Genomic DNA, 7,149 nt, shown 5'->3' on the forward strand with positions numbered 1-7,149 from the left:
AAAATATGATGGAATTGTCACATCAGGCTGTCTAAATTACCCTTCAATTGGCGATTTATTTGGAGTACCCGGTTTTCTCGGATATTTTTTCGGAGTGCTTTTCGTCTTGCGAATGATCATGATGTTCCGTTCACTTTCTTCAACAGGAAGTGTAAAGGAATGAACTTGTTCAAGCTCTCCTCCCAATACTTTAATCGCCTTTTGCCCCGCTTTCAGCTCTTCATCAGCTGCTGCTGCTTTTAGTGCCGCAAATACGCCGTTTTTCTTGGCCAGCGGCAGACAAAGCTCACTCAGGACCGACAAACGCGCCACCGCACGGGCCGTCACGAGATCGAAGCTTTCCCGTACGTCTTTCCGTTGTCCGAATGTCTCCGCTCTGTCATGGACAAATGTCGTATGCTCTAATTGTAAAGCATCAGAGAGAGTTTCCAAAAACGTAATCCGCTTATTCAGTGAATCGACGATGGTGACATGCAGATGCGGGAAGCAGATTTTGATGGGCAGGCTTGGAAAACCGGCGCCGGCGCCGACATCACAAAGAGTGGTGACCTTTTCAAAATCAATATAAAATGCCGCCGTTATCGAATCATAAAAATGCTTGAGATAAACTTCCTTTTTCTCAGTGATGGATGTCAGATTCATTTTTTCGTTCCATTCCACGAGCATCCGGTAATACAACTCGAATTGCTCCAGCTGGCGGTCAGAAAGGGAAATCCCTTTCTCCGCTAAACTGGATGTAAATTCCTCTATATTCATGCCGTCATCCTTTCTATTCAGCTACCTTGGCAATACGGCCCTGCTCCAGGTATACCAGCAGGATTGAAATGTCTGCCGGATTGACGCCGGAAATACGGGACGCTTGAGCAACTGATAAAGGACGCACTTCTTTCAGCTTTTGACGGGCTTCAGTAGCAATTCCTTTAATGGCGTCATAATCAATCCGATCAGGGATTTTTTTGTTTTCCATTTTCTTTAGCTTTTCCACTTGCTGCAAGGATTTTTCGATATATCCTTCATATTTCACCTGAATTTCCACTTGTTCCGCCACATCTTGCGGAACCGGAGAATCTGCAGGCGCAAGTTTTGTCACTGTTTCATAGTTCATTTCCGGACGTTTCATTAAATCTGTGCCGCGCACTCCGTCTTTCAGCTCGCTTCCGCCGAGTGAACGGATATATTCCTGATTCTCAGGAGACGGCTTGATAATAACAGACCAGAGACGTTTTTTCTCTGCCTCGATCGCCGCTTTTTTCTTCTCAAACGCTTCATAGCGCTCATCAGAAATTAAGCCGATATCGTGGCCGATTTCCGTCAGACGAAGATCCGCGTTGTCGTGACGGAGCAGCAGTCTGTATTCCGCCCGTGAAGTCAGCAGACGGTACGGTTCATTGGTTCCTTTCGTTACCAAATCATCAATCAATACACCGATATAAGCATCGGAACGGCTGAGGATCACTTCTTCTTTTCCAAGCGCTTTGCGGCCTGCGTTGATCCCTGCCATAATTCCTTGCCCGGCTGCTTCCTCATAACCTGATGTACCGTTAATTTGACCGGCTGTGTACAGGTTAGGGATTTTTTTCGTCTCCAGTGTAGGCCAGAGCTGCGTCGGTACAATCGCGTCATACTCAATCGCGTAACCGGCTCTCATCATCTGCACCTTTTCCAGTCCCGGAATGGTCGCCAGCATCCGCTGCTGCACGTCCTCAGGAAGACTCGTGGATAAACCTTGAACGTATACTTCCTGCGTATTTCTGCCTTCCGGCTCAAGGAAAATCTGATGACGCGGTTTATCATTAAACCGAACGACTTTATCTTCAATCGAAGGGCAGTATCTCGGTCCCGTTCCTTTAATCATACCGGAATACATTGGCGAACGATGCAGGTTGCTGTCGATGATCTCATGAGTCTCAGGACTCGTGTAAGTCAGCCAGCAAGGCAGCTGATCGGTAATGTATTCAACCGTTTCATATGAGAAAGCGCGCGGAACCGGGTCCCCCGGCTGGATTTCTGTTTTGCTGTAATCAATGGAATCGCTTGAGACACGAGGAGGCGTACCCGTTTTAAAACGGACGAGATCAAAACCGAGCTCCTCTAAGTGCTCAGAAAGTTTAATAGACGGCTGCTGGTTATTCGGACCGCTTGAGTAAGACAAATCACCGAGAATGATCCGCCCTCTTAAATACGTTCCGGTTGTCAGCACGACCGTTTTTGCCTTATATTCAGCACCGGTTTGCGTAATGACACCGCGGCACTCCCCGTCTTCAATGATTAAACGCTCGGCAATCCCTTGAAGAAGTGTCAAATTCGGTGTTTTTTCCAGCGTATGCTTCATTTCATGCTGATATTGGAATTTATCCGCCTGCGCACGCAGCGCCCGTACGGCCGGACCTTTTCCTGTATTCAGCATTCTCATTTGAATATGAGTTTTATCTATATTTCTAGCCATTTCTCCGCCGAGCGCGTCAATTTCGCGGACGACAATCCCTTTCGCGGGGCCACCGACAGACGGATTACATGGCATAAACGCAACCATATCAAGATTGATCGTCAAAACAAGCGTTTTGGCTCCCTGGCGCGCGGATGCGAGGGCAGCCTCAACACCGGCATGCCCGGCGCCGATGACAATCACGTCGTATTGGCCTGCTTCATACCCCATGGTTTTTTCCTCCCTTTTATTTACCTAAACAAAATTGTGAAAAGAGCTGATCAATTAAGCTTTCGTGGACGGCATCTCCGATGATTTCGCCCAGCAGCTCCCAGCACCTTGTCAAATCAATTTGCACCATATCAATCGGAACATCCTGTTCAATTCCGTTCAGCGCATCATCAATCGCTTGCTTTGCCTGATGCAGAATCGAGATATGGCGGGTGTTGCTGACATAGGTGAGATCTCCGCTTTCGATCGCTCCTGTATAAAATAGCGATTGAATCGCTTCCTCTAAATCTTGAATGCCTTCTTCTTTCAGCAATGAGGTCGTGACGACAGGCCGGCCTTTCGCCAGTTCCTTGACGCGCTCAGCGTCAATCTTAGCCTCAAGGTCCGTCTTATTCATAATGACAATGACGTCCATTCCCTCAACCGCTTCAAACAATTTCACATCTTCTTCAGAAAGCTCTTCGCTGTGGTTAAGCACAAGCAAAATGAGATCCGCTTCCTTCAGAACCTGCCGTGACCGTTCCACACCGATTCTTTCGACGATGTCTTCTGTCTCACGGATTCCGGCGGTATCGACAAGCCGAAGCGGCACGCCTCGGACATTGACATATTCCTCAATCACATCACGCGTCGTTCCCGGAATATCGGTTACGATCGCCTTCGTTTCATGGACAAGGCTGTTAAGCAGAGAGGATTTTCCGACGTTCGGACGGCCGATGATCACGGTAGACAGTCCCTCACGCAAAATTTTCCCCTGCTCAGACGTACGGAGCAGCGCCTCGATTTCTTTCTTCACGCCGCTTGCCTTCTCCACTAAAAGCTGATGCGTCATTTCTTCGACGTCATCATATTCCGGATAATCTATATTAACCTCAACATGGGCAAGTGTTTCTAACAACTCATCACGCAGACGGCGGACAAGCGCGGAAAGCCGTCCTTCCATCTGGTTCATGGCGACATTCATGGCACGGTCCGTTTTGGCCCTGATCAGATCCATCACCGCTTCCGCCTGTGATAGGTCAATCCGTCCGTTTAAAAATGCGCGCTTCGTAAACTCACCGGGTTCTGCCAGTCTCGCACCTTCTCTTAAAGCAAGCTGGAGCACCTGATTAACCGTCACAATACCCCCGTGACAATTGATTTCAATGACATCTTCCCTTGTGAATGTTCTGGGCGCTCTTAAAACAGACACCATGACTTCCTCAATAATCCGTCCCGTCGTGCTGTCCGCGATATGCCCGTAATGGATGGTATGCGATTCTGCCGAACTGAGCGTTTTGCCTTTCGGACCCTTGTACATTTTGTCGGCGATCTCTACGGCTTCCGGGCCGCTCAGCCGAACGATCGCGATCGCGCCTTCACCCATCGGAGTTGAAATCGCTGCAATTGTATCCATGCTGTTCACCTCTCTTTATCTCTGTTTCCATCTATATAAAAAATTTTATTTACGCCAAAATTAAAAGATAACATAGTTTGGTTTGAAGTGGAAGATACGTTATCCACAAAGGCAGAAATTCATCCCTTATTACTTTAACTTATCCACATGTGAATAACAATTAATTTTATTTCCTAAAACCTTTTTTATCAACAGCATAGACCGAAAAAGAAAAAACTTAAACGCGAAAAGTGCGATTCTGCTTAGGAATAGAGCCATTTTTACCAATAAAAAAACCGAAGTTCCGATTTTACCCGGACTTCGGTTTTCTGCTATCTTTATGGGAAATAACGAGATGGCGGTACCGGCCTTCACCGGTAGAAAACGTTTTGATATTTGGATGCTTTGACAGCGCGTCATGGATGATTTTTCTTTCACCTGACGGCATCGGTTCTAAATGCACATCTTTTTTCGTTTTCGACACTTGCTTGGCCAGCCTGTTTGCCAGCTGCTCCAGAATTTCTCTTCTTTTCCGCCGATAATTCTCAGCGTCGACAACGGCTTGGCGATACTGGCCGGAGCCGCGGTTCAAAACAAGCTGCGTCAATGTTTCCAGGGCATTGAGTGTTTGTCCTCTTTTGCCAATAAGCAGCGCCGCTTTTTCACCTTTAATGTGAAAACAGACTGTTTTCTTGTTTTCTTCCGTAACAATCTCAGAAGGTCCGGCAATGGAATGGATGATTTCTTCCAAATACGCTTTCGCTTCATGAACAGGATTTTTTTTCTCTTCCAGTTCTACGATCGCATTCTTTTTTCCGAAAATACCCAAAAACCCTTTGTATTCTTCTTGCACTACCGTTATTTCTACTTGATCTTTCCTCAGTTGAAGTTCCTGAAGGCCTGATTGAACTGCTTCTTCGACATTCCGTCCCGCAGCAGTCACCTTCTTCACTTTTTCTTTCCTCCCGCTTTCTGCGTTTCCGGATCGTGTTTAATGTCAGGTCCTTTAATAAGGAATGTCTGAGCAATCATAAACAGGTTTCCGACTACCCAATACAGAGAAAGCGCGCTCGGGAAGTTGATCGCAAATACGATAATCATGATCGGCATAATCCATACCATCATTGCCATTTGAGGATTCTGAGTCGGATTTCCGGCCATCATCAGCTTCTGCTGGACAAAAGTGGCCACACCGGCAACGATAGGAAGAATATAGTAAGGATCCTTCTCTCCTAGGTCAAACCATAAAAAGCTGTGCTGTGAAATGGCTTGCGTACGCATAATGGCGTGGTAGAATCCGATCAAAATCGGCATTTGAATCAGGATCGGGAAACATCCGGCCAGCGGGTTTACCCCGTGCTTTGAAAACAGGGCCATCGTTTCCTGCTGAAGCTTCTGCTGCGTTTTTTGATCTTTAGAGCTGTATTTTTCTCTGAGCTTCTGCATTTCAGGCTGCAGCGCCTGCATCGCTTTTGAGCTTCGAAGCTGCTTGATCATCAGCGGCAGAATCAGCAGACGAATTAAAATCGTAACGATGATGATCGATAAACCATAGTTATCGCCCGTCAGTTTCGCTACGTACGTAATGACTTCTGACAATGGATACACAACATATTTGTCCCAGAAATGCGGACTATTCGCCGTAATCGGCTCTTTCACACTCGAGCACCCGGCCAGCAGCACGAGCATACCGACCATACTCAGTAGTAACCATATTCTCCTTTTCAAGAACGTTTCCTCCTATACCAATCTTTATGAACCTTGTATGTATTTTAGCATCTTTCAGTTTCAAATGGCGTTCATTTTTCGCCAAATAAAAGGAAGCGCTTTTAAAAACGTGAAGAAAACAAAATATGAGCTATTTTGACGAAGATTTCTTATATAATGAGGTTTTTCTGAATAAGTGCTGCAGACTCTTTTTCGTTTCTTCAAAACTGAGGTCGCCGGCGGGTTTTCTTGCGATAATAATAAAATCTTTCGGCTTGAGCAGCTCTTTTTCCTCCTGAACAGCCTGTCTGATTAACCGCTTCACCCGATTGCGCACGACGGCATTGCCGATTTTTTTACTGACAGAAAGCCCTACCCGGAGCTCTTCCTGTTTCGGCTGATCAAGCGTATACAGCACGAACTGGCGGTTTGCCATAGACGTTCCGCGTTTAAACACTTTTTGAAAATCTTCATTTTTCTTTAACCGATTTCGCTTCTTCACTTTAATTCACTCCGATATTCACTCGCAGAAACTTTTATTTCTATCTAAAAAAAACGGGCCGCCGGAATACTGAAGAAATTTCTCCAGTACCGGGCGACGCATGACATCTCACTCTCTTAATGTGAAAAAAGACCACTGACATTATTCAGTGGCCTAAGCTGATAATACTTTTCTGCCTTTGCGGCGACGGCGTGCTAATACTAGACGACCGTTTTTTGAACTCATACGGCTTCTGAAGCCATGAACTTTACTGCGTTTACGGTTATTCGGTTGGAATGTTCTTTTCATTTATGACACCTCCCTCGAGGAATAGCTGTTAAAGACAGTCTTACTTATTATATTTGTGCTGCCTATTCATTGTCAACTTCAGCAGTGCTTTTATTTCTTACAACCATAATAGGATAACATACCTTAACCAGTTTAGAAACCTTATTTTTCATATTCCTTTTTTTAACGCAAAAAAAAAGCCGCGCTCCCCCGGAAAAACGACATGTGGATAATTTTTTTGCTTTTTTTTAATATCCACAGTCGTTATCGACAACATTTTCACATTGCTAACTCCTGTGGACAAAGATTTTTCAACAAGTTGTCAGGTTTGTGGATAAGATTACGAGAACCATTGCAAGTCCTCGCTTAATTTGATATTATATTTGTGTTTTAACTCTTAATTACTTATCCAGCCCATTCTCCTTATCCACAAACTGTGGATAAGTTGTGGATTGTTTTCACACAGCTTGTGTAGATTGTTGTCCACAACTTGTGGAATTTGTCGAAAAGCTGTTTTTCTACTATACTATATGTTTTCAACATTTCGTGTGTACGAATGGTCAGAGCCATATGCTCTTTTTTTGTGTTCTATAACAGGGAAAGGGCGCTGATTTTTAAAGAAAAGGAGGGCTGTGCCGGATA

The 7,149-nt window shown here is 45.4% G+C and carries 7 protein-coding genes; all 7 read right to left on the minus strand.

What is annotated here, in order from left to right; translation table 11 throughout:
* Positions 1–36: 36 nt before the first annotated feature.
* Positions 37–756, minus strand: a complete 720-nt coding sequence (gene rsmG, locus NYE28_RS21205; protein ID WP_007409901.1) for a 16S rRNA (guanine(527)-N(7))-methyltransferase RsmG — start codon at positions 754–756, stop codon at positions 37–39.
* A 13-nt stretch (positions 757–769) separates the two neighbouring features.
* Positions 770–2,656, minus strand: coding sequence for a tRNA uridine-5-carboxymethylaminomethyl(34) synthesis enzyme MnmG (gene mnmG, locus NYE28_RS21210; protein WP_007615086.1), 1,887 nt, complete (start codon positions 2,654–2,656; stop codon positions 770–772).
* Between the two features lie 16 nt (positions 2,657–2,672).
* The gene (mnmE, locus tag NYE28_RS21215; protein ID WP_007615094.1) at positions 2,673–4,052 is read right to left on the minus strand and encodes a tRNA uridine-5-carboxymethylaminomethyl(34) synthesis GTPase MnmE; all 1,380 of its coding nucleotides are present in this window, start codon (positions 4,050–4,052) and stop codon (positions 2,673–2,675) included.
* Between the two features lie 289 nt (positions 4,053–4,341).
* Positions 4,342–4,983: an RNA-binding cell elongation regulator Jag/EloR gene (jag, locus tag NYE28_RS21220; RefSeq protein ID WP_025285595.1), complete on the minus strand. Its 642-nt coding sequence runs from the start codon at positions 4,981–4,983 to the stop codon at positions 4,342–4,344.
* Complete coding sequence (spoIIIJ, locus tag NYE28_RS21225; protein ID WP_007409906.1) at positions 4,980–5,729, minus strand: YidC family membrane integrase SpoIIIJ; 750 nt, start codon at positions 5,727–5,729, stop codon at positions 4,980–4,982. Before spoIIIJ ends, jag begins: the two co-directional genes overlap by 4 nt.
* Positions 5,730–5,889: 160 nt before the next feature.
* Positions 5,890–6,240: a ribonuclease P protein component gene (gene rnpA / locus NYE28_RS21230; RefSeq protein WP_004392944.1), complete on the minus strand. Its 351-nt coding sequence runs from the start codon at positions 6,238–6,240 to the stop codon at positions 5,890–5,892.
* 153 nt (positions 6,241–6,393) lie between these two features.
* Positions 6,394–6,528 (minus strand): 50S ribosomal protein L34, encoded by a 135-nt coding sequence (rpmH, locus tag NYE28_RS21235; RefSeq protein WP_003178075.1) that lies wholly within the window; start codon positions 6,526–6,528, stop codon positions 6,394–6,396.
* Positions 6,529–7,149 lie beyond the last annotated feature (621 nt).

It is taken from the genome of Bacillus sp. FSL R5-0443, from assembly GCF_038608285.1.
Taxonomy (GTDB): domain Bacteria; phylum Bacillota; class Bacilli; order Bacillales; family Bacillaceae; genus Bacillus; species Bacillus velezensis.

Coding starts and splice junctions, on each gene's coding strand:
- rpmH (WP_003178075.1), bottom strand. CDS start 6,528: ATGAAAAGAACATTCCAACCGAATAACCGTAAACGCAGTAAAGTTCAT.
- mnmE (WP_007615094.1), bottom strand. CDS start 4,052: ATGGATACAATTGCAGCGATTTCAACTCCGATGGGTGAAGGCGCGATC.
- mnmG (WP_007615086.1), bottom strand. CDS start 2,656: ATGGGGTATGAAGCAGGCCAATACGACGTGATTGTCATCGGCGCCGGG.
- rsmG (WP_007409901.1), bottom strand. CDS start 756: ATGAATATAGAGGAATTTACATCCAGTTTAGCGGAGAAAGGGATTTCC.
- spoIIIJ (WP_007409906.1), bottom strand. CDS start 5,729: ATGGTCGGTATGCTCGTGCTGCTGGCCGGGTGCTCGAGTGTGAAAGAG.